The organism is Mycolicibacterium sp. HS_4_1 (genome assembly GCF_054515875.1).
In genome coordinates, this window is record NZ_CM137261.1 from 2,900,278 (window position 1) to 2,924,278 (window position 24,001).

Sequence of the window (24,001 nt, forward strand, 5' to 3'; positions counted from 1 at the left end):
CGAGTTCAGAAGCGGTAACGCAGGATTCGGGCCTTCCGCGCGCCGGCACGGGTGCGTCCCGTCAGCCGGGTGGCGATCCGTAGAACTTGGGGAAACAGGTCGACCTCGGGCTGGTGGGCCAGGCTGGCTTCTTCGATGAGTTGCATTCGAGGATTCCAGCTCGAGGGATGCCGTGCGTCTTTGAAACCCGCATAACCCAGTTGGCTGCCAACGTCTTTGAACATCTTCTGCGGCAGGTATTTGAATGCGGCCAGGCTGATCGGTCCGAACTGTCCGTAGTCGTTGAACGCCAGCTCGCCGCGGTGGAAGTGTTCGGTGACGCTGCGGAACACGCCGGCGATGACGGGCTCGGTCAGGAACGCGAACAGCCCATCTGCCACGAGCATGGTGGGACGGTCTGCGGGAATCCCTGCGGCCCAGTCCGGTTCGGCCACCGATGCCACCACCGTGTGCGAGTGCGGATTTGCCGGCAACAGCTGCTCACGCAGCGCAGAGATGCCGGCCAGGTCCACGGAGTACCAATCGACCGTCGGCGGCGGGGCCACCCGATAGAAGCCGCTGTCGAGGCCACCGCCCAGGTCGACCACGACCGCATCGGGATTCGATGCGGTGAATGCACGCACGCGGTCGTCGAGCATCTTGGCACGCAGCGCGGTCTGGCAGACCACGCTGGTCTGAACTCCAAGTGCGGCAAAGTCATAGTCGATCGCCGCCACCACCGAATCCGCCCAGGTGTCGCGGAGGATCGAGGGCGTCTTGCGGTTGTCCAGGGCCCTGGCGTACACCGTGAGCAGGGCGGTCCGTTCCACAGGCGTCAGCGACGTGACAGCTACTCCCATGGGTCCGACCATACGCCACCATCCGGGCTGAACGTTTTGTCCAAAACGTTTAGTACCCAGTGGTTTTCGCACCGGAGTACCGCGGACGGTGCCCGGTTCGCCCGCGACCGTATTTCACTTACCGCTCACGCGGTGGTGCAGGCGAACTTCAAGCCGAAGCCATCGGGCGCGGGGAGCACCGGCGTCAGGCACCCGAAGGTCTGGATACCGGCGTTGCTGAATCGGACCGCGGTGCGGCGCGCGTAGTTCACGCAGACCGGCCCGGTGGCGTCGGCGCGGCACTGATAGTCGCCGAACCGCAGGCTCTGGCCGTCTTTCAGCTTGGGTCCGGTGCCGGTGTTGAAGCGGCCCGGATCGCCGTGAATCGAACCGACTTCAGCGGTCGGTCCCTCGAAGTCGACCCAGCCGCCGACCCAGTGGCCGTAGGTGTCGGCCGGTTGCGGTGGTGGGGAGGTCAGATGAATCAGGCAGGCGAGGGCGCCGCTGAATGCCTTGTCGGTCATGCAGTTGGCGCCCGACGAAGTGGTGAACGCGATGTCGGTGCCGAGGTTGGTGGCGGTCCCGTCCCGGGTGGCCGAATGGAAGCCGCCCGGGTCGGCCGGAGTGCCGGCCTCCACCCACGCGATGACATCGGCGACGGGAGCGCCCGCGGGCGGTGGCGTGGTGGGGACCGCTTTCGGGGCCGGCGTCGGGAGACGACTCGGCGGGGCGGCGGCCGACAACGACGGCTCCGAGATCGCCACGCCGGGCTGTCGGTGCTCCTCCGACGTGGCGGAACAACCCGCAACCAGGGCACATGCCGCCAGGACCACCGGAAATCGCATGCCCGCCAGGGTAACCGGAGGTCCCGCAACACGCGGTTCAGGCGCCCCGATGATTACAGATTTTCGATAGTGTCCATTTATGCACGAACGTACCGTCCGCGTGACCATCGACAGCGGAACCATCGAGGGCTTCACCCGCGACGGTGTGCACCGGTGGCGGTCCGTGCCCTACGCGCGGCCCCCGGTGGGTCCGTGGCGCTACCGGGCTCCGCAACCTGTGCAGCCCTGGCGCGGTGTGCGCCACTGCCATGGATTCACCTACTGCGCTCCGCAGGAGCGCAAATACACCATGCTGAGTGTGGGCAAGTACCAGCCGATGGGCGAGGACTGCCTGACCCTCAACGTGGTGACGCCCGAGAATCACAGCGGCGAGCCGCTGCCGGTCATGTTCTTCATCCACGGCGGCGGGTACATCATGGGCAGTTCCGCGACCCCGATATACGACGGTGCCGCGCTGGCACGTCGCGGCTGCATCTTCGTCTCCGTCAACTACCGGCTCGGCGCACTCGGCTGCTTCGATGTGTCCACGCTGGCCACCGCGGAGCACCCTTTCGACGACAACCTCTTCCTGCGCGATCTGGTAGCAGCGCTGAAGTGGGTGCGGGCCAACATCGCGGTGTTCGGCGGGGATCCGGGCAACGTGACCATTTTCGGCGAGAGCGCCGGGGCCCACGCCGTGGCCACGCTGTTGGCGGTGCCACAGGCGAAAGGCCTTTTCCACCAGGCGATCGCGGAGAGCCCGGCCAGCGGCATGGTGCGTTCGCCCGGCGCCGCCGCCCGGTTCGCCGAGCATTTCGCCGAACAACTGGGGGCCGGCAAGCGTGACAGTGCCGCGGCACTGATGTCGGCCAAACCGGCTGAACTGTTGGCAGCGCTGGACCGGGTCATCCACGGCGCGGTGACCGACTTGCCGGGTGCTTTCCCGGCCGGCCCCGCGTGCGGCACCGAGTTCCTGCCCGAGGATCCGATGATCGCGATGCGCGAGGGCCGGGCGCACAAGGTGCCGCTGATCGTCGGCAGTAACGCTGACGAGGGCCGCCTGTTCACCAAGTTCATGCAGCTGCTGCCCACAAACGAAGCCATGATCGAACGAATCCTGGCGCATGTCCCGGCCGAACAGCGCACCCGGATCACCGGCGCCTATCCGGGCTACCCGCAGTCAGCGGATGCCTGCATCAAGCTCGGCGGTGACTTCGCGTTCGGCACGGCATCGTGGGAGATCGCCGGCGCACACATGCGCCACGCGCCCACCTATGCCTACCGGTACGACTACGCCCCGCCGGCGCTGCACTGGACGGGTCTGGGCGCTACGCACGCCACCGAACTGCTGGCGGTCTTCGACGTCTACCGGACGCCGCTGGGCGCGCTGCTCACGGCCGCCATGGACCGTAAGTCGGCGCTGCGGATCAGCAATGACGTCCAGAACCGGTGGCGGGCCTTCGCCCGCGCGGGTGTCCCCGGCGAGGGATGGCCGCGGTACGACGCCGACGGCCGCGCTGTCCTGGTGTTCGACCGCAAGTCCCGGGTGGAACTCGATCCCCGTGCCGAGCAGCGTCAGGCCTGGGAGGGTTTTTCGCTGGTGCACGGCTGAGCGGTGTCGCCTACTTCTTGACCACCTGGGTGCCGCCGGCGAGTTCGTCGTGCCGGCCCTGTTTGCATGGGCTGGCGTTGATGGTGACGGCGATGAAGATGTAGGCGATGAACGCGAGCAGTCCGCCGACCCAGGGGATGATCGGGAGCAGGGTGAACGAGTTGCGGATGGCCGACTGCTTGAAATCAGGCTTCGGCATGCCGTTGGGCCCACGCACGCTCAAGCCGAGCAGCATCTTGCCCGGCGTAGCGCCTGCCGCCACCTCGAACAACACGAAGTAGAGGAACGTGCCGAGCCCCGAGAACAGGCCGGTGACCATGACGTCGGACATCGAGCCGATCGAGAAGGCGCCGAAGAACGCCAGCACCCCGACGATCAGCCCATCGATGAATCGCGCGAAGAAGCGGGGCAGCAGATCGCCGGGATGCACCGGTGCGGGTGCGCCGTAAGCGCCGGAGGTGGGGTACTCGCCGTAGGTCATGGCGCCAATTTACTGCCGATCGGCCAGTAATATCTGGCTTAGCCGCGTAGTGGTGGCCTGGCCGTCGGCATTGCCACCGGCGCCGTTCAGCGCGTTCATGACAGCCAGCGTGAAACGCTGTCCGGGACCGGCGAATCCGACGGTGTTGGTGACCCAACCGCCCTGTTCGTCGGACCAGCCGTCCTTGTTGCCGGGCGCCATGTTGGGACCGGCGCCCCAGACACCCCACTGCTGAATCGGGTCGACGTTCTGCATGGCGCCCACGATCCAGGCGGTCTCGTTGGGCCGCAGCCGGGTCAGCATGTAGTTGACCATCTGGTCCAGGTCGTCGGTGGTCGACTTCTGAAAACCCCAGTAGGGGAACATGTCTCCGAAGCCGCGCTGTGGTTGCACCCGCGTCATGCCGAAATGCGGGAAGTCGTTGTTGAAGATGGTGTGGTCGGGCCCGCCGTACCGGGTCCACAGCGTGTCCGCGGCATCGTTGTCCGAGGTGTGCAGCATCTTGCCCATGAGGGCGATGTCGTTGTCGGTGAGTCGCAACAAGCCCGCGCTCTGCCGCGCGAAGAGGTCGACCACCATGCCGAGCTTGATCGTCGAGGCCGTCCAGACCATGTCGCCGGCGTGCGAATTGCGGTACACCGCACCGGTTTTCCGGTCCCGAAGGACATAGCCGACGGTGCCCGGCCGGGTCGCCAGATAGGTATCTGCCGTCGCGATGCGTTGTTGCGCATCGCAGGCGCCGGTGCATTCGGCGTGCGCGGTGGGCAGCACCGGGCCGGCCAACAGCGTCGCGACCAGCGCCGCCCTGATCAGTTTCACGCCCGTCGCCTCCCAGATCTCGGTTCTCATTGCGTTCAGACAGCCTCTGGGCGAGGCCATGTCGGTAGCGGCACCGGCCCGTCGCCCGGTCGTAGCCGGTCGAGCACCGCGCGCAACGGCGGCCAGTTCGTGCGCCCCTTGCGGGTGACGGCATAGGCCGTGTGGATCACCGTCGGCCCGGCCAACGGGACGACCTTGATGCCGGCGCTGGTAGGCCGCTCCAGTGGCAGCAAGCCGACGCCGTACCCGGCGACGATCAGATCCTCGACGAGTTCCAGACTGTCGATCTGATGAGCGATCCGCGGGGTGAACCCGCTCAGCGCGCCCAATGTACGCACGGCGTCTTCGTCGGCGGTGTTGCGCGAGTTGACGATCCAGGTCCGGTCCGCGTAGTCGGACAGCTCGGCGGGTCCGTTCGCTTCGTCGGCCCGCAGACCCAGGCCCCACGGAATCGACCACAGCGCAAAGCCTTCCAGCAGCGGGCTGGGGGAGGCCGGGGCCAGGTTGTAGTCGTAGGTCAGGGCCAGATCCAGGTCATCGTCGGTAAGTAGTGCGAACGCTTCGATGGGCTCGTATTCACTTATGGCAACGTCGATTCCGGGGTGCTCGTGAGTCAGGTCCGCCAGGATCGGCAACAGCGAAACGCGGATGCCGGTGGCGAACCCGCCGATCCGCAGAGTGCCGACGGGCTCGGCGCCCGAATCGAGGTCCAGGCAGGCCGCGTCGACGGCGGCCAGAATGGTCACCGCATGGTCGGCCAGTCGCTGCCCGGCCGGGGTGAGCCTGACTCGGCGTCCTTCCGGTTCGATCAATTGAGTGCCGGTTTCCTTGGCCAGTGCGGCGATCTGTTGCGACACCGTCGACGTCGTCAGATCGAGGTTCTCGGCGACGGCTCGCATCGACCCCAGGCGCGACAAGGCCAGCAGTAGGCGCAGTCGGCGGGTGTCCATCTGACTATTGTCCAGGGAATCTGCACGGTTTTGGGTCTTCCGGCCCGAAGTTATGAATATTTAGCCGATGTGCGACGATCCGAAAATGACCGCACGTCCTGCCCACTTCATCCCGATCGACGACGACCGGGTGCAGCCGACCCAATTCGCCCAGAGCCTGTGGGGTGAAGACCATCTCAACGGCCCGGCAGTGGTGGGATTGGCTGCGCACGCGCTGGAGGCCGCGTTCGGACTGCCCGACTTTCTCCCGGCGCGACTGACGGTCGACCTGTTCCGCGCCGCCCGCGGGGTGCCGACGACGACCGCGGTGACCTTGGTCCGGGACGGGCGACGGGTGCGCAATTCCGAGTGCGATGTGGTGCAGGACGGTGTCACCGTGGCTCGGGCCACTCTGGTGCAGTACCGGCTCGCCGAGCGGCCGCCGGGTGAGGAGTGGTTCCGCGCAACAGATTTCGATCCGCCCGCGGTGATCGATGACGGCCTGCCGCCGTACATGAACAGTGATGCCGTGGGCTGGACGCGGGCCATCGCCGATCACCAGAACACCAGCCGCAAGCGTTACCTGAACCGGTCCATCGACGTCATCGAGGGACAGACCAACACGCCCTTCGTCCGGGCTGCCATGGCGGCCGAGGGCACCAGCCTGGTGACCAATCTGGGCACCGCCGGCGTCGGGTACATCAACGGTGACCTCACCGTGGCGTTGTCCCGGTTGCCGCAGGACACCTGGGTCGGCGCCGAGGCGGATTCGCACTGGGCAGCCCACGGCATCGCCGTCGGCACCACCACGTTGTACGACAGCGCAGGGCCGTTCGGTACCGGCCTGACGACCGCTGTCAGCAATTCGGCCGCGCAGATCGATTTCGGCCACAGCCGATTCCCCGACCGGATCAGGCGGGAGCTCTAGTGCGCCGATTGTGAACTGCTGCAGAGGGTTCAGCGATGGCGCCCCTGCGGTAACCAACAACCGACCGAGCAATCCGTGGGGTCGATACTCCGGTACGGCCGCGGCCACCATGGCGCCGCCTCCGGGGCCGACAGTGACGGCGCCGCCGTCGTGGGCGCCGCCGAAGCCGGCTGACCCGATGTGGTCGACGAGCAATCCCCAGGTCTGTTCCGACGTTCTGATCGGTCCGGTCTGGCGCCGGATCCGTTGATGAATAGCGAACGATATGTCCACGATTATCACGTGGACATGAACGTTGGAGCTCCCGTTCAATACAGCGCATGACCACCGCAGCGGCCCGTAACGGCGCACTCATGACCGTCGCGTCGATGATGTCGGTGCAACTGGGGGCCGCCCTCGCGGTGAAGCTGATGGACGGTCTCGGACCCGCAGGTGTGGCCTGGCTGCGTCTGGCCTGGGCCGGTGTGTTGATGCTGCTGTTCGTCCGGCCACGGCCGGCGTCGTTCACCCGGTCGGCGTTCCTGTCGTGCGTCATGCTGGGAATCACCACCGCCGGGTTTACCCTGCTGTTCATGGTGGCGGTGTCCCGGATTCCGCTCGGCACTGCCAGCGCCCTGGAATACCTTGGCCCTCTTGCCATAGCGGTGACCAAGGGGCGTGGGCGGGGACGGTTGCTGTTCCCGTCGATGGCCGGGACCGGCGTCGTGCTCCTGACCGAGCCGTGGGCGGCCGCTGTCGACCCCATGGGGGTGCTGGCGGCGCTGGCCTCCGCCGCGTGTCTCGCCGCATACGTCCTGCTGACCCAACGCGTGGGTGACGAGGTCACCGGCATCACCGGTCTCGCGGTGTCCATGCCGGTTGCCGGGCTGGTCGTCACCATGGTGGCCGGTCCATCGGTCTTGGGACACCTCACGCCGCACCTGCTGCTGGCCGGGCTGGGCTTGGCCATCCTGTTGCCGGCGATCCCTTTCACGTTGGAAATGCTGGCCCTGCGGCGCCTCACCGCTGCGGCGTTCGGCACGCTGATGAGCCTGGAACCGGCGTTCGCGATGGTGCTGGGGCTCCTCATCCTGCATCAGGTGCCGGGCCTACCCGCCGTCGCCGGTATCGCCCTCGTCGTGCTGGCCGGTATCGGCGCGGCGCGTGCCGGCGTCCGACCCGCATCTGAGACTGGCCGTCGGGAACCGGCCCTCGTGATCGAATAGGGGTATGACGCCACCGGCCACCGCGCTCAACGCCTCTCCCTTTACCGGCCGTACCCCCAGCCGCGCCGGCGACCTGTCTGTAGAGACGCATGGCATCGCACCGGTGCCGACCGACCGCCGATATGGCACGCCAGGTCGGCTGTTCACCGTGTGGTTCGCGCCGCAGATCAATATGTCGTGTGTCTTCACCGGCGCGCTGATCGGTGGACTCGGCTTAGGTTTCTGGCTCTCGATGCTGGCCATGATCGTCGGTACGGTGCTCGGATCTCTGGTGGTCGGCTACCTGTCGACGCTGGGTCCGCGCACCGGTGCCGCGCAATTGCCCGGTGCGCGTATGGCGTTCGGTGGCTTGATAGCGGTTCCGGCGGTATTGCAATGGCTCTCGTCGGTGGCGTGGGACGCCTTGGTCGGTCTGTTCGGGGGCGAAGCGCTCGCTGTGCTGCTCGGCATCCCCTTCTGGGTTGCGGTACTGATCGTGTTGGGCGTCCAGGGGGCGGTCGGCTTCATCGGCTATGAGCTGATTCATCGGCTGCAGGCCGTACTCACCGTGGTGCTGTTTGCGACGTTCGTGGTATTCGCCGTGAAACTTGTTGGCGGACATCAGGTTGTGGCTCCGGCCAGCGCCACTGGTGCGGACCTCGCCGGAGCGTTCGTACTGGCGGTGACCATCGCGCTGAGCCTGGCCGTGTCCTGGGCCAGCTATGCCGCCGACTTCAGCCGTTACCTGCCGGCGGAGTCCGCGCCGCGAAAGGTGTTCGCGTTCAGCTTCGCCGGACTGGCCGCAGCGTACGTCTTCGTCGAGACCATCGGGATCGCCGCGGGCGGCTTGATCACCGACCAGACCGCGGAGGGCGTGCGATCGGTCATGGGCGGGGGACTGCTCGGGGCTGTCGCGTTGGCCATCATTGCGCTGGCCTCGGTCGGTTCGGGTGTGATGAACGACTACAGTGGGTCCCTCGCCCTGCAGACGCTGGGCGTCCGAGTGCGGCGCCCGGCCTCGTCACTGGTGGTGACAGCGCTGGCGTTCGGGCTGATCCTGTGGCTCCACACCGGTGACACCGCAACCCGATTCACCAATGTGTTGCTCTTGATCAGCTATTGGATTCCGGCATTCGCCGCCATCGTGATCGTCGACTGGCGGCGCCGCAGTCGCGGCCGGCAGACCGTGGATCCCGCAGCCGAGACGACGCCGCGACGGGATGCCGTTGCCGCGCTGGTCGCATTCGTCGTGGCCTACGGCGCGGCGATCCCGTTCATGAACACCACGCTGCTGCAAGGCCCCATCGCCGTGGCATGGCGCGGCGCCGACATCGCGTACTTCGTGAACTTTGTTGTCGCCCTGGTCGTCTACGGCGGCTACCGGCGGGTCCGCGCAGCGTGACTCAGCGCACTGTCGCGAAGAACGCCCGCACGTCGTTGACGAACAACTCGGGCTGCTCGAACGCCGCGAAGTGACCGCCGCGTGGCATCTTGGTCCAGTGGGTGATGTTGTAGCCGGCTTCGCACCACGACCGCGGTGGACGTCCGATCTCTTTCGGGAACGACGCGACACCCGTGGGTAATTCGACCTTTTCCCCGCCGCCGAAGACGCGGAAGCTCTCCCAGTAGATCCGGGCTAACGACGCGCCGGTTGCGGTGGCCCAATAGATCATCACGTCATCGAGCATCTCGTCGCGGCTCAGCGCCTCCTCGACATTTCCGTCGTGATCGGTCCAGGACCAGAACTTCTCGACGATCCAGGCCAGTTGCGCCACCGGGGAATCGACCAGGCCGTACCCGATGGTCTGCGGGCGCGTCGACTGCTGCTTGGCGTAGCCCGAGTCCTGGTCCTGGTAGTGCTTGAGCGCCGCGAGTGCGGTCTGCTCTTCCGCGGTGAATTCGGTGGCGCCCTTCGCGGGCCGGCCCATCGGCATGTTGGTGTGAATCGCGATGCAGTGCCCGACGTTTCGTCCGATCTGCGTCGTCACCGCGGCGCCCCAGTCGCCGCCCTGAGCGCCGTAACGGGTGTACCCGAGTCGCACCATCAGCTCTTCCCACGCCCGCGCGATGCGCTCGACACCCCAGCCGGTTGCGGTCGGCTTGCCCGAAAATCCGAACCCGGGCAGCGACGGGCACACGACGTGGAAGGCGTCCTCGGCGCGTCCGCCGTGCGCGGTGGGGTCGGTCAGCGGTTCGATGATCTTCTGGAATTCGGCGATCGACCCCGGCCAGCCGTGCGTGATGATCAACGGCAGGGCGTCCGGGTGCGGTGACCGCTGGTGGATGAAATGGATATCGAGCCCGTCGATTTCGGTGACGTACTGGTCGAACCGATTGAGCTGCGCTTCGTGGGCCCGCCAGTCATAGCCGTCCGCCCAGTAGTCGGCCAGCGATCGCGTGTAGGCGAGTGGGAGGCCCTGGCTCTGACCGTCGACGCACTCGGCCTCGGGCCAGCGGGTATTGCTCAGACGGCGGCGGAGATCGTCGAGGACCTCGTCCGGCACAGCGATCTGAAACGGTGCAATGTCAGTCACGAAGATCCATTCTTACCGGCCGGCTCCGACGATCACCACGTCGAGAATGCGCGGACCGTGCACGCCCTCGACGCGCCGCAGCTCGATGTCGCTCGTCGCACTCGGCCCGGAGATGAAAGTCAGTGGGCGCGACGGGTCGAGCGCCGAAAAGGCCTGCGGCACCGTGTCGACGATCTGGTCGGCCCGGATGACGCAGATGTGATGGTCGGGCACCAGCGTCAGCGCGCGACGGCCCTGCGCCGCACCGGCGTCCAGCACGATGGTGCCGGTCGCCGCGATCCCGAGCGCACAGCCGGTCACTACCGCATCAACACTGTCCAGCACATCGAGGCCGACCGGTGGCTCGTCGACAAGGGTCGGCACACCGACGATCCAGTCGCGCGGCAGGTCTGCAGGGATGACGGCGGTGCCGGAGCCGACGAGGGCCGCCACGATCGTTCCCACCTCGCCAGGGCCGGCGCGGTGCACCTGCGCCCGGTAGTCGGCGACCGTCTCGGCGAACCGCTCGACGTCGCCGTTGCCGGTCGATGGCTGCCGGTCGTAGTCGCGCGGCACCGGGACCGGGATCGACGCATCGGCCCCCAGGGCGGCACGGATGCGCTGCAGCACCACCGCCCGCGCGTCACTCATCGGTCGCCGCCCCGGTTGCGCGCCCACCACTGGCGGAACGTCTCTGCCGGTGGTTCCGGAATATCACGACTGGCCGTCCATTTCGACGCCGGCCAGGGCAACTTTCTGATGCGGTGGTCTTTCCCGGCGACCAGTCGACCGGCGCCAAGGGCCTTCTCCGCCAATCCGAACCGCGGTGCGGACCCCATCGCCCAGCCGGCGGCTTTCATCGCCAGATCTTGTCCGCTCGGCAGTCCACCTCGCTCCGAGTCGACTTGCACCGCACGCAGATGCACCAGGATCGACGGGATGTCGATGAGTACGGGGCAGGCCTCGAAACAGGCCCCGCACAACGACGACGCGTACGGCAGGCTCGCGTTCGGGTCATTGTGGCCGGTGGTCCCCGTCAGCTGCGGGCTCAGGATCGCACCGATGGGCCCCGGATAGACCGAGCCGTAGGCGTGCCCGCCCGTGCGCTCGTAGACGGGACATACGTTCAGGCAGGCGCTGCACCGAATGCAGTGCAGCGCAGCGCGTCCCACCTCATCGGCGAGCACGCGTGTCCGGCCGTTGTCGAGCAGCACCAGATGGAACTGCTGTGGGCCGTCGCCGGGATGCACGCCCGTCCACATTGACGTGTAGGGGTTCATCCGCTCCGCTGTCGAGGACCGGGGTAGCAGTTGCATGAAGACGTCGAGGTCGGTGAACCGTGGGATCACCTTCTCGATGCCCATGACGGTGATCAGGGTTTCGGGCAGGGTCAGGCACATGCGCCCGTTGCCCTCGGATTCGACGACGGCCAGCGTCCCGGTTTCGGCGACACCGAAGTTCGCGCCGCTGACAGCCACCCTGGCGGACAGGAACTTTCGCCGTAGATGGGCGCGAGCGGCCATGGCCAGTACCCGCGGTTCGTCGGTGAGTTCGCCGGCGCCGGGCATCTCGCGCTCGAAGATCGCCCGGATCTCCGCCCGGTTGCGGTGGATCGCCGGGACCAGGATGTGGCTCGGTTTGTCATGTCCGAGTTGGACGATCAGCTCGGCCAGGTCGGTTTCGATCGCGGTGATGCCCTGGTCTTCCAGGTACTCGTTGAGCCCGATCTCCTGGGTGGCCATGGACTTCACCTTGACCACCTCGCTGCTTCCGGTGGCCCGGATGAGCTCGGCGACAATGCGATTGGCCTCGAGCGCGTCACGCGCCCAGTGGACCTGGCCGCCGCGCGCTTGCACATTGGCTTCGAGTTGTTCCAGTAGTTCCGGCAGCCGCGCCAGGACATCTTGTTTGAGCGCACTGCCGGCCGCTCGCAGCTGCTCCCAGTCGGCGCATTCTGCCACGGCGGCAAGACGTTTCGTGCGGATGGTGCCGGTAGCGTGACCGATATTGCGGCGTAGTTGGGCATCGGCCACCGCGCTCCGGGCGGCCTTCGGGAAGCTCTGGTCGCCGCGCAGATTGCCCTTCCCGGGCTGGCCGAGGAATACCGCGGTCATGGGGTGGCCGCCAGGATCTCGGCCAGATGCACGGTGCGGACGCCACTGCCGACCCGGCTCAGACCACCGCCGATGTGCATCAAGCAGGACGAGTCACCCGCGGTACATACGTCGGCTCCGGTAGCGGCGATATTCGACATCTTGTCCGCCAGCATCGCCGTGGAGACGTCGGCGTTCTTCACGGCGAAAGTGCCGCCGAAGCCACAGCAGGACTCGGCCTGGGGCAGCTCGATCAGGGTCAGGCCGCGGACCTTGCGCAGGAGGCGCAGCGGTTTGTCACCGACACCCAGCATCCGTAGTGAGTGGCACGTCGGGTGGTAGGTGACGCGGTGTGGATAGTAGGCGCCGACATCGACGACGCCGAGTACGTCGACCAGGAATTCGGAGAGCTCGAAGGTGTGTGCCGCAAGGGCTTCGGCCTCGGCTGCCAGCTGACCGTCACCGGCGCGCCGCGCCACCATCGCATGCTGGTGGCGCACCGAGGCGACACACGATCCCGACGGCGCGACGATGGCATCGAAGCCGGTGAACGCGTTGACATGGTTGCGCACGAGCGGCACGGCCTCGCGTTGGTAGCCGGTGTTGACGTGCATCTGACCGCAGCAGGTCTGGCCAGCGGGAAACTCGACCTGGTGGCCGAGCCGTTCCAGGAGCCGCACCGTGGCGATGGCGGCAGCCGGGAACATGGCATCGGCCAGGCAGGTCGCGAACAGGGCTATCCGCACCGGCCGACAGTACCGCTGATGTCGGCCGGTGCGGCGCAATGACCGTTACTGCGCGTACTGGTCCGCCACGTCGAGCGCGCGGTCCAGAATCGCCAGTCCGGACCGGACCTCGTCCGCACTGGCGTTGCACGGCGGCACCACGTGGACGCGGTTGAAGTTGGTGAACGGCATCAGGCCGTTCTGCTTGCAGAATGCGACGACCGCGTTCATCGCGTCGCTGGTGCCGCCGTAGGGTGCCAACGGTTCTCGCGTGGTCTGGTCCTTGACCAGCTCGATGGCCCAGAACACGCCCGCGCCACGGACCTCACCGACGCTGGGGTGCCGTTGTGCGAAGTCACGCAGCGCCGGTCCGATGATCTCGGTGCCGAGGCGGGCCGCGTTCTCGACCATGCCTTCGTCTCGCATGGCGTTGATCGTCGCGACCGCGGCCGCTGTGGCCAGCGGGTGTCCGGAGTAGGTGAGGCCGCCGGGGTAGGCGCGTTCGGCGAAGGTCTGGGCGATGGCATCACTGATCGCGACGCCACCCAGTGGCACGTAACCGGAGTTGACGCCCTTGGCGAACGTCAGGAGGTCCGGCACGACGTCGAAGTGGTTGATGGCGAACCACTTTCCGGATCGGCCGAAGCCGGACATGACCTCGTCGGCGATCATCACGATGCCGTACTTGTCGCACAGTGCGCGGACGCCGGCCATATAGCCGGGTGGCGGCACCATGATGCCGGCGGTGCCCGGGATGGACTCGAGGATGATGGCCGCGACGGTCGACGCGCCCTCGAGTTCGATGACGCGCTGCAGTTCGTCGAGGGCGCGTGCGGATTCCTGCTCCTCGTTCTCGGCGTGGAACACCGAGCGGTACAGGAACGGTCCGTTGAAATGCACGACGCCGGCCGCGCCGCGATCGTTGGCGAAGCGCCGCGGGTCGCCGGTCAGGTTGATCGCCAGGTCGGTGCCGCCGTGGTAGGCGCGGTAGCGGGCCAGCACCTTGTGCTTGCCGGTGTGCAGCCGTGCCATGCGCACGGCGTGCTCGACGGCGTCGGCGCCCCCGTTGGTGAAGAAGATCTTGTTCAGGTCGCCGGGGGTGAGTTCGGCGATGAGCCGGGCGGCTTCCGAACGTGCGGCATTGGCGTGCTGCGGTGCGACGGTGCACAGCTTGGCGGCCTGTTCCTGGATCGCCGCAACGACTTTCGGGTGCTGGTGGCCGATGTTGGTGTTGACCAGCTGGGACGAGAAGTCCAGCAGCCGGTTGCCGTCGCCGTCCCAGAAGTAGCTGCCTTGGGCCGCGGTGACGGTCATGGGGTGGATCGCGCCCTGGGCAGACCAGGAGTGGAAGACGTGGGCGCGGTCCAGCAGGTAGGCGCGTTCGGCCTCGGCGCGCATCGAATCGATGGTGTGGCCGGCGGGCAGGAGCTGGTCTGCGGCGAGGGTCATGTTCGGGTCCTCTGTCTGGTTTGGCGATCAGTTGTTTTCCGGGAAGCCCAGGTTGATGCCGCCGTGGCTGGGGTCCAGCCAGCGCTGCGTGACGGCCTTGGCGCGGGTGAAGAACTGCACGCCCTCCGGGCCGTAGGCGTGGCTGTCGCCGAACAGCGAGGCCTTCCAGCCGCCGAAGCTGTAGAACGCCATGGGAACCGGGACCGGCACGTTGATGCCGACCATGCCGACCTCGACCTCGTTCTGGAACCGGCGGGCGGCGCCACCGTCGTTGGTGAAGATCGCGGTGCCGTTGCCGTACGGGTTGTTGTTGATCAGCTCGAGCGCCTCGTCATAGGTGTCGACGCGGACGATCGACATTACGGGACCGAAGATTTCGTCGGTGTAGACGCTCATCTCGGGGGTGACGTTGTCCAGCAGTGTCGGGCCGAGCCAGAAGCCGTTCTGGCCGCCGTCGGCGACCACGCCTCGACCGTCGAGCACGACCTTGGCGCCCTCGGCCTCACCGGCGTCGATGTAGGCCGCCACCTTGTCGCGGTGCACCTTGGTGATCAGCGGTCCCATGTCGGACTCTTTGGTGCCGTCACCGGTCTTGAGCATGCGGGCTCGCTCGACGATCTTGGCGACCAGGTCGTCGGCGATAGGGCCGACGGCCACGCATGCCGAGACCGCCATGCAGCGCTCGCCGGCCGAGCCGAAGCCCGCGTTGATCATGTTGTCGGCGGCCAGGTCGAGGTCGGCGTCGGGCAGGATCACCGCGTGGTTCTTGGCGCCGCCCAAGGCCTGGACGCGCTTGCCGGAGGCGGTGGCGGTCCGGTAGACGTACTGCGCGATCGGGGTGGAGCCGACGAACGAGACGGCCTTGATGGCGGGGTTGGTCAGCAGCTCGTCGACGGCGGTCTTGTCACCCTGCAAGACGTTGAAGACGCCGTCGGGCAAGCCGGCGTCCTTCCACAGTTCGGCCATCCACAGCGACGCGGACGGGTCCTTCTCCGAGGGCTTGACCACGACGGTGTTGCCGGCGGCGATCGCAATCGGGAAGAACCACATCGGGACCATGGCCGGGAAGTTGAACGGCGAGATGATCGCGACGGGCCCGAGGGCCTGACGGATGTTGTAGACGTCGACGTTGGTGGAGGCGTTCTCCGAGTAGCCGCCCTTGAGCAGATGCGGAATGCCGCAGGCGAATTCGACGACCTCGATGCCACGGGCGACCTCTCCCATGGCGTCGGAGAGCACCTTGCCGTGCTCGGCGGTGATGATGGCGGCCAGCTCGGCGCGGCGCGCGTTGAGCAGCTCGCGGAACGCGAACAGGGTCTGTACGCGCTTGGTGATCGAGGTGTCGCGCCAGGCGGGGAACGCGGCGACGGCGGCATTGATCACGGCCTGGGCGTCCTCGACGCCGGCCAGTGCGACCTGGCCGGTGACCTCGCCGGTGGCCGGGTTGGTGACCGGCGCCGACTGTCCCGAGGATCCGGTGAAGATGTCGTTGTTGATCCAGTGCGAGATGGTCTGCGAGGCGGTCATCGTCGAGGTCGGCCTTCCTGTCGGGGCGGGATGTGAACTCAGCTTGCCCCGGTGGGGACCCTGAAATGGCTGTCAATCTGTATCAAGATGCACCAGGAGATTTACACTTTGTAAGTGCCGACAGTCGCCGAGATCGTCGCCCTCCCGGTGATCCAGCAGGGCGAGCCGGAGATCCTCTGCGCGCACGGTTTCGAGCGCTCGATCCGCTGGGTCCACGTCAGTGACGTGCCGGACCTGTCGGACGTCCTGCAGGGTGGCGAGCTGGTGCTGACGACCGGGGCCGCGCTACGGGCAGCGCCGGTCGAGTATTTGCGGTCGGTCGCCGCGGCGCAGGCCGTGGGCGTCATCGTCGAACTGGGTGCCGGCGCCGTGCCGCTGCCCGCCAATGTCGGCGCCATCGCCGAGGAGCTGGGACTGGCCCTGGTCGCGGTGCATCGGGTGATCAAGTTCGTCGAGGTGACCGAACAGGTGCACCGGGTGATCGTCGCCGACCAGTACCAGGAGGTGGACTTCGCTCGTCAGACGCACGAGGTGTTCACCGACCTGAGTGTGCGGCGGGCCACGCCCGCCGGTATCACCGAAGCGGCGGCGAATCTGCTCGGTGTGCCCGTCGTGCTCGAGGACCTCGCACATCAGGCCGTCGCCGTGGCGGCCGCGGGGCATGCCACATCAGATGTGTTGCGGGACTGGCAACGTCGGTCCCGCCGCCACGAGACCGGAGCCGAGCGGACGGACGGCTGGGTGATCAGCGAGGTCGGTCGTGGCGACGATGCCTGGGGCCGGCTCATCGCGCTGAGCCCCTCCGGTGATGTGGCGGCCAAGTTCACGATGGTGCTGGAGCGGGCGTCGCAGGCACTGGTGCTGCACCGGATGGCCGAGCGCGGCCGCACCGACATCGAACATCAGGCGCAGGCCGGACTATTGGAAGACGTTGCACGCGAACGCATCCGGTTCGAGGATGAGGCGACCGCCCGGGCATTCGCGTTGGGTCTGCGGCCGGCGTCGCAGTACCTGCCTGCGACGCTGCGAGTCTCGGGATGGGCCTCGGCGTCTGGTTCAGACGCCGACCCGGTCTCGGAGCAGCGACGCGGCGCCCGGCTGCTCGACGTCGTCACCCGAGCGGTGAAAGCGTTGGGGCACACCGGCTTGTTCTCGTTGCGCGGGCCGGGTGAGATCGCCATGGTGCTGTCGCTGAACACGCGTCCGGGCGGTGCGCTGGAGCCGCTGGGACGAGCGCTGCGCCGTGATGCCGAGCGCGCGGTCGATGCGCACGGCCTGGTGCTGGGCGTCGGCACACCGGCGCCCGGATTGATCGACGCCATCCACCGCATCACCGAAGCGGCCCATGTCGCCGAGGCTGCGTTGTCGCTGCCTGCCTCGCAGCGGGTCTGCTTTCGGGTCGCCGACATTCGGCTGCGCGGGCTGCTGTCGATGTTGCGGACCGATCCTCGGGTCCAGCGGTTCGCCGAAGGGGAGCTTCGGGCGTTGATCCTGCATGACATGGAGAGTGGCGACGGGTTGCTGGACGTGCTGCGCGGCTACCTCGAACTCGGTGGCAACAAGTCGGCATTGGCATCGCGGCTGCACCTGAGCCGGCCGTCCCTCTACGCGAAGCTGAACCGTGTCGAGCAGATTCTGCGCGTCGATCTCGCCGACGGCGAGTCCGCGACCTCGTTGCATGTGGCGCTGCTGATCCTCGAAACACGAAACACGTTCAGTGGCAGCGGCGCACCGCTGTGACATGCTTCTGACCGTGTCGGGCACATCGCAGAACCGCCAGGGCAATGCCACCCGCGCCAAGTTTGTGAAGACGGCCGAGAAGCTGTTCGCCGAGCAGGGCGTAGATGCCGTCTCGGTGCGCTCGGTCAATGCCGCGGTCGATCTCGGCGCCGCGGTGGATCAAGATCATGGCGCAGATCACCCAGGCGGGGCCGGTGTCGATCATGATTCCCGCGAGCGTGCGTGTTTGCGCGCAACACGCCGCGGCATGCGTGCATTTTCGTCACGCCTGCGTCTGCTGAGCGTGCGCATCCTGTCCGGTTAGGACCGAGAACCGGGGGACCACCGTGAGCAGCGCCGCTGAGGCACTGATCACCGGACGTAGCGGGCTCGACGGCATCGCCGATGCGTTCACGGCGCTCCGAGATCCCGATGCGCACGTCAAGATCCTGGTCCTGCCGTCTTGAGGTGGTGAGCAGCGTTACCGACGTGTAGCCGTGTCGATCACGGGACAGGCGGGCCCGGGTGCGGCACAGTTAACTGTATGGCCGGTCAAATGATTCCGAAGCCCAGCGACCTGAAGGCCGCAGCGCAGTCCGCGGTCGACGCAGCCCAGTCCGCTGTCGAGATGACGCAGGCGGTGGCCAGCGGCGCGATGCGCATCCCTCCCGCCTCCGTGCAGCTGGCCGCCCAGGTCCCCGATCTCATCGAGAATCTGGCGGTGGCCACCGAACGGCTCAACGCGACCATCGACCGCACCGAGCGAGTCATGGCTATGGCCGATCCCATGTTCCGGACTCTCGATGCCCTGCTGCCGCAACTCGAGGCATTGGTGAATACCGGCAACGAGGTGTTCCGGCTGCTGTCGAGCATCCCGGGGGTGTCGAGGCTGAATCCGTTCAGCGGGGGAACCAAGCCGCAGGACAAGTGATTCGTCACGGGAGGGCAGTGAACCGCAGCGCCAATCCGTCGATGAAGGACGTCAGCGCCAGTTCGAAACCGGCGGCGTCGATCTGGTCGGCCTTGCCGCGCAGCAGGTGCGCCTGGCCCATGTGTGGATAGCGGTCGCGGTAGACCTGCACGTCGTCGGTGAATCCACGGGAGAACGAGCCGACGGTCGATCCGAGCACCAGTGACCGGGTGGCAGCGCCGATGAGAGTCGCTTCACGGGGTGGCCAACCGGCACCGACCAGACCGCCGTGCACGGCATCGGCTATCCGCAGACTCACGTCTCGCCGTCCCGGCCCGGTGGCGAGGTAGGGCACGAGATTCGGGTGCGCCGCCAGCGCCGCGCGGTGCGATCGCGCCCACGCCGCCAGCGCGTCCTGCCAGTCGTCGCCGCGGTCGAAGCCCGACGTATCGATTTCTCCCGCCACTCGACTTGCGACGGCGTCGAGCACGTCGTCTTTGGTCGGGTAGTGCTTGTAGAGCGACGACGCCTGTACCCCGAGTTCGGCAGCCAGCTTGCGCATCGACAGTTCGGCGAGGCCGTCGCGGTCGATCAGGTCCAGCGCCGTGTCGCGGATGCGATCCTGGCTCAGCAGCGGTACCCGGGGCCTACCCATCTGCGTCTCCCTTGAATTAGCGAACACCGTTAGCTTATGGTGGACGGCAATAAGCTAACACTGTTCGCCGAGCTTGAGGAGATATCTGTGAAGCGCGAGGTCTACACCGAGGAGCACGAGGACTACCGGAAGATGATCCGGGCGTTCGTGGAATCCGAGGTCAGCCCGGTGTACGACGAGTGGTTCGAGAAGGGCCTGGTGCCGCGCGAGTTCTACTACAAGCTCGGCGAACTCGGCATCTTCGGCGCGGAGATCCCGACCGAGTACGGCGGCGAGGGACTGACCTCCTACAAGTTCCAGGCCATCCTCACCGAGGAGCTGGCCCGCGCCGCGGTGTCCTTCGGAGGCTCTAGCGTGCACGTCGGCCTGTGCCTGCCCTACATCCGCGACATCGGCAACGAAGAGCAGAAGAAGCGCTGGTTCCCCGGCATGCTCAGCGGCGAGATCATGTTCGCCATCGCCATGACCGAGCCAGGCACCGGTTCCGACCTGGCCGGAATGCGCACCACCGCAAAGCTTTCCGAAGACGGCACGCACTACGTGCTGAACGGTTCCAAGACCTTCATCACCGGTGGCGTGCACGCCGACCGCGTGATCGTCTGTGCCCGTACCTCGGCCCCCAAGGAAGACGACCGTCGCTACGGCATCTCGCTGCTGGTGGTCGACACCAAGCTCGAGGGCTACTCGGTGGGCCGCAAGCTCGACAAGCTGGGTCTGCGCTGCTCGGATACCGCCGAGCTGAACTTCACCGACGTCAAGGTCCCGGTCGAGGACATCCTCGGTGAGGCCGACCAGGGCTTCAACTACCTCGGCCAGAACCTGCCCCGCGAGCGGCTCGGCATCGCCGTCAGCGCCTACGCGCAGGCCAAGGCTGCCGTGCGGTTCGCCGTGCAGTACACCAAGGACCGGACCGTGTTCGGCAAGCCGGTTTCCTCGTTCCAGAACACCAAGTTCGAGCTCGCTGCCTGCCAGGCCGATGTCGACGCGATGGAAGCCGTCGTCGACCGCGCCATGGAAGCCCACGACCTGGACGAGCTGTCCGCGGCTGACGCCGCCAAGGCGAAGCTGTTCTGCACCGATGCGGCGGCCCGCGTCATCGACCGCTGCCTGCAGCTGCACGGCGGCTACGGCTATATCAACGAGTACCCCATCGCCCGGCTGTACGCCGACAACCGGGTAGGCCGCATCTACGGCGGTACCAGCGAGGTCATGAAGATGATCATCGCCAAGGACATGGGTCTCTAGAAATCCTGCTGTCGCTGTGTGCGAAGGCGCCCGTCGGAGTAACTTCACTCTTGGGCGCCTTCCGCATTTTCGGGCTCGGGCAAGGCACCCGAATCGAGGGAACGACGCAAGTGGCAGGCCCGCGACACCACGTGCACGTGTGCGACCATCCGCTCACGCGGGGGCAGGCACGTCGACTCAGTCGGCGTTTCGCCGTCGCCGGAGTGCAGATCGAGCCTGGGCGCCTGCAGGAGATCGCGGCGGGCGCGGCCACTGTCGGCGACGAACACATCGATGTCGCGTTCGCGATGGTCGCCGTTGGATACGTCGAGGAACGTCGCAGTGCAAAATTTGCGCGCATCCGCCGCCGAATGGGCCGCTGGCTCCTGGTGGGTGCGATGATCGTGTTGAGTCTGTGTCTGCTCATCAGTTTGGCCATGGCCATGTTGACGCTGATGCAGCCCACATTCGGCGGGGTATGAGGAGTCGAGCATCGAGAACGTACTGACGCGCTGGGCGATCGGGGCCATTGCCTTCGCGATGATCGTGGTCGCGGTCGTGCTGCCCTGGTACACAGCGCACAACGACCATGGCCACGGCTCGATGAGCGGCTGGGGAATCTGGGACATCAGCGGGAACCTCGGCGCCGAACTGCGGCCGCTGCCTTTCGCCGTGCTGATCGTGCTTGCGGCCGGCACCATGATCGTCGCCGCGGTACGGGCCATGTTCGGCACCGCGCTGGCTGCGGCCATCGCCTGCTTCGTGGTCGGCCTGCTGCCATTGATGACGGGTGGGGTCGTCGACCGGCGGCTGGCCGGAAGTGATTCTGTTGCAGTGGTTCTCGGTCAGGCTGTGACACCGATGATCGTGATCGGGTTCGTGGCCTGCGTGGTGTCCTGGATCGGCTATGCGCGGTGCGTCCTGCGTGCGGCGCCGAAAGCCGAAGCCGAGGTCCAGCCGGTCTGACCGGCATTCCATTCCGAGCGCGCCCGGGTCCTGCGGCAGCAGGCGACTCCCAAGCTAAGAAACCGCCGGTTCGCCACCCAGTGACGTCTGCACGAGGGAGGCGAGCAGCGCCGCGAGTCCGTACTCGAACACAGCGTCGTAGTCGGTGGGCGACCGCAAGGCGTCGACCAATTCCTGGTCCGGCCAGTCGTCGCCCCATAACGACGGGTCTTCTTCCTCGTGTTCACCGCTGCGGATCGCCGAAAACTGCATCAGCGCAGACGAAATCACATGCACCTCGATAGACCGCAAGGCCAGCGCCGCCTGCGTGCCGGTGATGCGCAGTGCGGCCAGCTCGCCGGCGAGGGTCTGTTGCACCGACTGGAACAGCGACGGCGTGCGGTCGCGCTCGTGGGCGATCGCCATCAGGTGCTGGCGCTCGATCAGCGCGATGCGTTGTGCGCGGGCCAGCGCGGCGATCCGATCCTTCGGCGTATCGCCGGTCGCGGGCAGGCTGGACATCACGTCGATCAACCTGTCGATCAGGCGGTCGAAGAGCTTGTCGCGGCCTCCGACATGCCAGTAGATGGACGTGACGGCGACGCCGAGATGCTCGGACAGGCTGCGCATGGAGAATCCGGCGACTCCGTCACGTTCCAGCAGTGCCGCGGCGGTATCCAGGATCAGTTGAGCGTCAACATTTTTCGACGTGCCGTCGGAACCACGCTGGGTTACCTCAGCCATGGCCAGCTCCTTCCGGTTTGCCGAACACACCTAATCACACTCCGGTCGCAACCAGTTGCCAGATCCGCGTCCGATCACCGTGTAACACTGTTACAGTACTGCCGCAGACGAGCGGTCGCGGGCAGCAATGAGGGAGCAGATGTGTTCGATCTGAAGATCACCGGTGGCACCGTCGTCGACGGCACCGGTGCCGACCGGTTCACCGCCGATGTCGCGATCAAGGACGGCAAGATCGTCGAGGTCCATCGGCGCGGACCCAATGATCCTGTGCTGGCCGGTGATTCGGCCGAGACCATGGATGCCGGCGGCAAGATCGTCGCTCCGGGGTTCGTGGACATCCACACCCACTACGACGGTCAGGTCAGCTGGGACAGCGTGCTGGAACCGTCGAGCAACCACGGTGTGACGACGGTGGTCGCGGGCAACTGCGGCGTCGGCTTCGCACCGGTCCGGCCCGGCCAGGAGGAATGGCTGATCGCGCTCATGGAAGGTGTCGAGGACATCCCCGGCACCGCACTGACCGAGGGCATCACCTGGGGCTGGGAGAGTTTCGGCGAGTATCTCGACGTCATCGGGCAGCGCGAGCTGGCTGTCGACATGGGCACCCAGATCGCCCACGGCGCGGTTCGCGCGTACGCCATGGGGGAGCGCGGGGCGCGAAACGATCCTGCCACCGCCGACGACATCAAGGCGATGGCGAAACTGGTGCAGGAGGCGATCGAGGCTGGGGCCCTGGGCTTTTCGTCGTCACGCACGCTGGCGCACCGCGCCATGGACGGCGAGCCGGTGCCGGGCACCTTCGCCGCCGAGGACGAGTTGTTTGCCCTGGGCCGGGCCACCGCGGCCGGCGGGGCGGCGGTCTTCGAGCTGGCGCCGCAGGGTGCCGCGGGCGAGGACATCATCGCGCCTCGCAAGGAACTCGACTGGATGCGCCGGCTCGGTGAGGAGATCGACTGCGCGCTGAGCTTCGCCCTCATCCAAGTCGACGCAGATTCGAACCTCTGGCGCGAACAACTCGACCTGTCCGCCGCGGCGCACCAGGCCGGCAGCCGGTTGTTCCCACAGGTGGCGGCCCGGCCGTTCGGCATGCTGCTGGGCTTCCCCGGCCACCACGCGTTCACGCACCGGCCGACCTACCGCCGACTGGCTGCCGAATGCACGGGCGACGAACTCGCGGAGAAGCTGGCCGAACCCGCCGTGCGGGCCGCGATCCTGGCGGAGGACGATCTGCCGATCGACCCGACGAAGCTGTTCGACGGCATGTTCATGCTGGCGCAGAATGCGGCAAATCGCCTGTACCACATCGGCGAACCACCGGACTACGAGCCGACGGTGGAACGTACCGTCGCCGCGATCGCGCAGCGGCGCGGCGTGGATCCCTTGGCTGCGATGTACGACCTCATGCTGGAAGCGAACGCCGGGGCCATGCTCATGTACCCGATGTTCAACTACTCCGACGGCAACCATGACGCCATCCGGGAAATGCTCACCCACCCGGCGGGAGTGCTCGGGCTGTCTGACGGTGGTGCGCATTGCAGCATGATCTGCGACGCTTCGTACCCGACGTTCCTGCTCACCCACTGGGCCCGGGACCGGCACCGCGGCGAGAGGCTGCCGCTCGAGTACGTCATCCGGAAGCAGTCGCACGACACTGCCCAGCTCTACGGCATGTCCGACCGTGGCGTGGTCAGTGTGGGCAAGAAGGCCGACCTCAACGTCATCGATCTCGACGCGCTGACCCTGCACGCACCGAAGATGGTGCATGATCTGCCGGCCGGCGGAAAACGCTTGGTGCAAGGCGCAAGTGGATACGACGCGACCATCGTCAGCGGCACCGTCACCCGTCGCCACGGCGTTGACACCGGCGCCCGTCCGGGCCGTCTGGTGCGCGGCGTCAAGTAA

General features: G+C 66.9%; 24 protein-coding genes. 11 read left to right on the plus strand and 13 right to left on the minus strand.

Annotated elements, in window-relative coordinates; genetic code table 11:
• Positions 1–5: 5 nt before the first annotated feature.
• Both ACX12F_RS13800 and ACX12F_RS13805 read right to left on the minus strand, forming a co-directional pair.
• Positions 6–839 carry a class I SAM-dependent methyltransferase gene (locus ACX12F_RS13800; protein WP_459370081.1) on the minus strand — a complete coding sequence of 278 codons (834 nt, stop codon included), beginning with the start codon at positions 837–839 and terminating at the stop codon, positions 6–8.
• A 125-nt stretch (positions 840–964) separates the two neighbouring features.
• Positions 965–1,663 (minus strand): hypothetical protein, encoded by a 699-nt coding sequence (locus ACX12F_RS13805; protein ID WP_459370082.1) that lies wholly within the window; start codon positions 1,661–1,663, stop codon positions 965–967.
• 79 nt (positions 1,664–1,742) lie between these two features.
• On the opposite strand from ACX12F_RS13805, the gene ACX12F_RS13810 reads away from it, so the two are divergent.
• Complete coding sequence (locus tag ACX12F_RS13810; protein ID WP_459370083.1) at positions 1,743–3,254, plus strand: carboxylesterase/lipase family protein; 1,512 nt, start codon at positions 1,743–1,745, stop codon at positions 3,252–3,254.
• A 10-nt stretch (positions 3,255–3,264) separates the two neighbouring features.
• Here the strand turns inward: ACX12F_RS13810 and ACX12F_RS13815 are convergent, their stop codons facing one another.
• From ACX12F_RS13815 to ACX12F_RS13825, 3 genes are read right to left on the minus strand one after another with little or no spacing between them, the layout of a single operon-like run.
• A complete protein-coding gene (locus ACX12F_RS13815; protein WP_459370084.1) occupies positions 3,265–3,735 on the minus strand; it encodes an RDD family protein in 471 nt (156 codons plus the stop codon).
• A gap of 9 nt (positions 3,736–3,744) precedes the next feature.
• Complete coding sequence (locus tag ACX12F_RS13820) at positions 3,745–4,584, minus strand: serine hydrolase (protein ID WP_459370085.1); 840 nt, start codon at positions 4,582–4,584, stop codon at positions 3,745–3,747.
• Positions 4,585–4,589: 5 nt separating this feature from the next.
• Positions 4,590–5,504 (minus strand): LysR family transcriptional regulator, encoded by a 915-nt coding sequence (locus ACX12F_RS13825; RefSeq protein WP_459370086.1) that lies wholly within the window; start codon positions 5,502–5,504, stop codon positions 4,590–4,592.
• A gap of 85 nt (positions 5,505–5,589) precedes the next feature.
• Between ACX12F_RS13825 and ACX12F_RS13830 the strand changes: the two genes are divergently transcribed.
• The 3 genes from ACX12F_RS13830 to ACX12F_RS13840 all read left to right on the plus strand — a co-directional run bounded on the left by ACX12F_RS13830 (position 5,590) and on the right by ACX12F_RS13840 (position 8,997).
• Positions 5,590–6,411 (plus strand): acyl-CoA thioesterase domain-containing protein, encoded by an 822-nt coding sequence (locus ACX12F_RS13830; protein WP_459370087.1) that lies wholly within the window; start codon positions 5,590–5,592, stop codon positions 6,409–6,411.
• Positions 6,412–6,731: 320 nt separating this feature from the next.
• Entirely contained in the window at positions 6,732–7,616 is an 885-nt protein-coding gene (locus tag ACX12F_RS13835) for an EamA family transporter (protein WP_459370088.1), read from the plus strand.
• Positions 7,617–7,620: 4 nt separating this feature from the next.
• The gene (locus tag ACX12F_RS13840; RefSeq protein WP_459370089.1) at positions 7,621–8,997 is read left to right on the plus strand and encodes a purine-cytosine permease family protein; all 1,377 of its coding nucleotides are present in this window, start codon (positions 7,621–7,623) and stop codon (positions 8,995–8,997) included.
• Position 8,998: 1 nt separating this feature from the next.
• On the opposite strand, the gene ACX12F_RS13845 is transcribed toward ACX12F_RS13840, so the two are convergent.
• The 6 genes from ACX12F_RS13845 to ACX12F_RS13870 are packed head-to-tail and all read right to left on the minus strand — an operon-like array spanning position 8,999 to position 15,902.
• Positions 8,999–10,120 carry an epoxide hydrolase family protein gene (locus ACX12F_RS13845; RefSeq protein WP_459370346.1) on the minus strand — a complete coding sequence of 374 codons (1,122 nt, stop codon included), beginning with the start codon at positions 10,118–10,120 and terminating at the stop codon, positions 8,999–9,001.
• A gap of 21 nt (positions 10,121–10,141) precedes the next feature.
• Positions 10,142–10,759, minus strand: coding sequence for a LutC/YkgG family protein (locus ACX12F_RS13850; protein WP_459370090.1), 618 nt, complete (start codon positions 10,757–10,759; stop codon positions 10,142–10,144).
• Positions 10,756–12,222 carry a LutB/LldF family L-lactate oxidation iron-sulfur protein gene (locus tag ACX12F_RS13855; RefSeq protein ID WP_459370091.1) on the minus strand — a complete coding sequence of 489 codons (1,467 nt, stop codon included), beginning with the start codon at positions 12,220–12,222 and terminating at the stop codon, positions 10,756–10,758. Before ACX12F_RS13855 ends, ACX12F_RS13850 begins: the two co-directional genes overlap by 4 nt.
• Entirely contained in the window at positions 12,219–12,947 is a 729-nt protein-coding gene (locus tag ACX12F_RS13860; protein WP_459370092.1) for a (Fe-S)-binding protein, read from the minus strand. Before ACX12F_RS13860 ends, ACX12F_RS13855 begins: the two co-directional genes overlap by 4 nt.
• A gap of 45 nt (positions 12,948–12,992) precedes the next feature.
• Positions 12,993–14,375 carry an aspartate aminotransferase family protein gene (locus ACX12F_RS13865; protein ID WP_459370093.1) on the minus strand — a complete coding sequence of 461 codons (1,383 nt, stop codon included), beginning with the start codon at positions 14,373–14,375 and terminating at the stop codon, positions 12,993–12,995.
• 27 nt (positions 14,376–14,402) lie between these two features.
• Positions 14,403–15,902 (minus strand): CoA-acylating methylmalonate-semialdehyde dehydrogenase, encoded by a 1,500-nt coding sequence (locus tag ACX12F_RS13870; RefSeq protein ID WP_459370094.1) that lies wholly within the window; start codon positions 15,900–15,902, stop codon positions 14,403–14,405.
• A 114-nt stretch (positions 15,903–16,016) separates the two neighbouring features.
• On the opposite strand from ACX12F_RS13870, the gene ACX12F_RS13875 reads away from it, so the two are divergent.
• From ACX12F_RS13875 to ACX12F_RS13885, 3 genes are all read left to right on the plus strand, one after another.
• Positions 16,017–17,642 carry a PucR family transcriptional regulator gene (locus tag ACX12F_RS13875; RefSeq protein ID WP_459370095.1) on the plus strand — a complete coding sequence of 542 codons (1,626 nt, stop codon included), beginning with the start codon at positions 16,017–16,019 and terminating at the stop codon, positions 17,640–17,642.
• A 1-nt stretch (position 17,643) separates the two neighbouring features.
• Positions 17,644–17,946, plus strand: coding sequence for a hypothetical protein (locus ACX12F_RS13880; RefSeq protein WP_459370096.1), 303 nt, complete (start codon positions 17,644–17,646; stop codon positions 17,944–17,946).
• Positions 17,947–18,165: 219 nt separating this feature from the next.
• A complete protein-coding gene (locus tag ACX12F_RS13885; RefSeq protein ID WP_459370097.1) occupies positions 18,166–18,552 on the plus strand; it encodes a hypothetical protein in 387 nt (128 codons plus the stop codon).
• A 4-nt stretch (positions 18,553–18,556) separates the two neighbouring features.
• Here ACX12F_RS13885 and ACX12F_RS13890 read toward each other — a convergent pair whose 3' ends face one another.
• Positions 18,557–19,186 carry a TetR/AcrR family transcriptional regulator gene (locus tag ACX12F_RS13890; protein WP_459370098.1) on the minus strand — a complete coding sequence of 210 codons (630 nt, stop codon included), beginning with the start codon at positions 19,184–19,186 and terminating at the stop codon, positions 18,557–18,559.
• A gap of 87 nt (positions 19,187–19,273) precedes the next feature.
• Here ACX12F_RS13890 and ACX12F_RS13895 point away from each other — a divergent pair, with 87 nt between their 5' ends.
• From ACX12F_RS13895 to ACX12F_RS13905, 3 genes are all read left to right on the plus strand, one after another.
• Entirely contained in the window at positions 19,274–20,431 is a 1,158-nt protein-coding gene (locus tag ACX12F_RS13895) for an acyl-CoA dehydrogenase family protein (RefSeq protein ID WP_459370347.1), read from the plus strand.
• A gap of 110 nt (positions 20,432–20,541) precedes the next feature.
• Positions 20,542–20,892 carry a hypothetical protein gene (locus ACX12F_RS13900; protein WP_459370099.1) on the plus strand — a complete coding sequence of 117 codons (351 nt, stop codon included), beginning with the start codon at positions 20,542–20,544 and terminating at the stop codon, positions 20,890–20,892.
• A 58-nt stretch (positions 20,893–20,950) separates the two neighbouring features.
• On the plus strand, positions 20,951–21,376 hold the full coding sequence (locus ACX12F_RS13905) for a hypothetical protein (protein WP_459370100.1): 426 nt from the start codon (positions 20,951–20,953) through the stop codon (positions 21,374–21,376).
• A gap of 54 nt (positions 21,377–21,430) precedes the next feature.
• Here ACX12F_RS13905 and ACX12F_RS13910 read toward each other — a convergent pair whose 3' ends face one another.
• Positions 21,431–22,099, minus strand: coding sequence for a TetR/AcrR family transcriptional regulator (locus tag ACX12F_RS13910; protein WP_459370101.1), 669 nt, complete (start codon positions 22,097–22,099; stop codon positions 21,431–21,433).
• A 141-nt stretch (positions 22,100–22,240) separates the two neighbouring features.
• Between ACX12F_RS13910 and ACX12F_RS13915 the strand changes: the two genes are divergently transcribed.
• Positions 22,241–24,001, plus strand: coding sequence for an N-acyl-D-amino-acid deacylase family protein (locus tag ACX12F_RS13915; protein ID WP_459370102.1), 1,761 nt, complete (start codon positions 22,241–22,243; stop codon positions 23,999–24,001).

What these genes read in the sequence shown, in the direction of transcription:
- ACX12F_RS13800 (WP_459370081.1), bottom strand. Translation starts at nt 839, where the DNA reads ATGGGAGTAGCTGTCACGTCGCTGACGCCTGTGGAACGGACCGCCCTG.
- ACX12F_RS13805 (WP_459370082.1), bottom strand. Translation starts at nt 1,663, where the DNA reads ATGCGATTTCCGGTGGTCCTGGCGGCATGTGCCCTGGTTGCGGGTTGT.
- ACX12F_RS13810 (WP_459370083.1), top strand. Translation starts at nt 1,743, where the DNA reads ATGCACGAACGTACCGTCCGCGTGACCATCGACAGCGGAACCATCGAG.
- ACX12F_RS13815 (WP_459370084.1), bottom strand. Translation starts at nt 3,735, where the DNA reads ATGACCTACGGCGAGTACCCCACCTCCGGCGCTTACGGCGCACCCGCA.
- ACX12F_RS13820 (WP_459370085.1), bottom strand. Translation starts at nt 4,584, where the DNA reads ATGAGAACCGAGATCTGGGAGGCGACGGGCGTGAAACTGATCAGGGCG.
- ACX12F_RS13825 (WP_459370086.1), bottom strand. Translation starts at nt 5,504, where the DNA reads ATGGACACCCGCCGACTGCGCCTACTGCTGGCCTTGTCGCGCCTGGGG.
- ACX12F_RS13830 (WP_459370087.1), top strand. Translation starts at nt 5,590, where the DNA reads ATGACCGCACGTCCTGCCCACTTCATCCCGATCGACGACGACCGGGTG.
- ACX12F_RS13835 (WP_459370088.1), top strand. Translation starts at nt 6,732, where the DNA reads ATGACCACCGCAGCGGCCCGTAACGGCGCACTCATGACCGTCGCGTCG.
- ACX12F_RS13840 (WP_459370089.1), top strand. Translation starts at nt 7,621, where the DNA reads ATGACGCCACCGGCCACCGCGCTCAACGCCTCTCCCTTTACCGGCCGT.
- ACX12F_RS13850 (WP_459370090.1), bottom strand. Translation starts at nt 10,759, where the DNA reads ATGAGTGACGCGCGGGCGGTGGTGCTGCAGCGCATCCGTGCCGCCCTG.
- ACX12F_RS13855 (WP_459370091.1), bottom strand. Translation starts at nt 12,222, where the DNA reads ATGACCGCGGTATTCCTCGGCCAGCCCGGGAAGGGCAATCTGCGCGGC.
- ACX12F_RS13865 (WP_459370093.1), bottom strand. Translation starts at nt 14,375, where the DNA reads ATGACCCTCGCCGCAGACCAGCTCCTGCCCGCCGGCCACACCATCGAT.
- ACX12F_RS13870 (WP_459370094.1), bottom strand. Translation starts at nt 15,902, where the DNA reads ATGACCGCCTCGCAGACCATCTCGCACTGGATCAACAACGACATCTTC.
- ACX12F_RS13880 (WP_459370096.1), top strand. Translation starts at nt 17,644, where the DNA reads ATGCTTCTGACCGTGTCGGGCACATCGCAGAACCGCCAGGGCAATGCC.
- ACX12F_RS13885 (WP_459370097.1), top strand. Translation starts at nt 18,166, where the DNA reads ATGGCCGGTCAAATGATTCCGAAGCCCAGCGACCTGAAGGCCGCAGCG.
- ACX12F_RS13890 (WP_459370098.1), bottom strand. Translation starts at nt 19,186, where the DNA reads ATGGGTAGGCCCCGGGTACCGCTGCTGAGCCAGGATCGCATCCGCGAC.
- ACX12F_RS13905 (WP_459370100.1), top strand. Translation starts at nt 20,951, where the DNA reads ATGATCGTGGTCGCGGTCGTGCTGCCCTGGTACACAGCGCACAACGAC.
- ACX12F_RS13910 (WP_459370101.1), bottom strand. Translation starts at nt 22,099, where the DNA reads ATGGCTGAGGTAACCCAGCGTGGTTCCGACGGCACGTCGAAAAATGTT.